This window comes from Pelomonas dachongensis (assembly GCF_043555865.1).
GTDB lineage: Bacteria > Pseudomonadota > Gammaproteobacteria > Burkholderiales > Burkholderiaceae_C > Pelomonas > Pelomonas dachongensis.
In genome coordinates, this window is record NZ_JBIGHY010000052.1 from 1 (window position 1) to 288 (window position 288).

Genomic DNA, 288 nt, shown 5'->3' on the forward strand with positions numbered 1-288 from the left:
GCCCACACCGCCGGCGAAGCTGCTGCTGAGGCAGTAGTCCTGGTTGGCCAGGTTGTCGATGTCGGCGCGCACCAGCGCCCACGGCGTGGCCTGCCAGGTTGCGAACAGCTCGTGGATGTCGGCGCCGTAGTGCGTGCCGACGCCGGCGGCATCGGCCGTGCTGGCGCACACGGCCGGCGCGCCCGAGATGTAGGCGCGCCGGTCGCTGAGGTGGCGCCAGCGCCAGCCGCCTTCCAGCCGGCCGCCGAAGGCGCGCCCGCCCAACATCAGGCTGGTGCTGTCCGGTGG

General features: G+C 74.0%; 1 protein-coding gene. It reads right to left on the bottom strand.

Annotated features, from left to right (window positions below):
* The coding region (locus tag ACG02S_RS26285; RefSeq protein ID WP_394473448.1) for a hypothetical protein at positions 1 to 288 on the bottom strand (288 nt) is incomplete at both ends.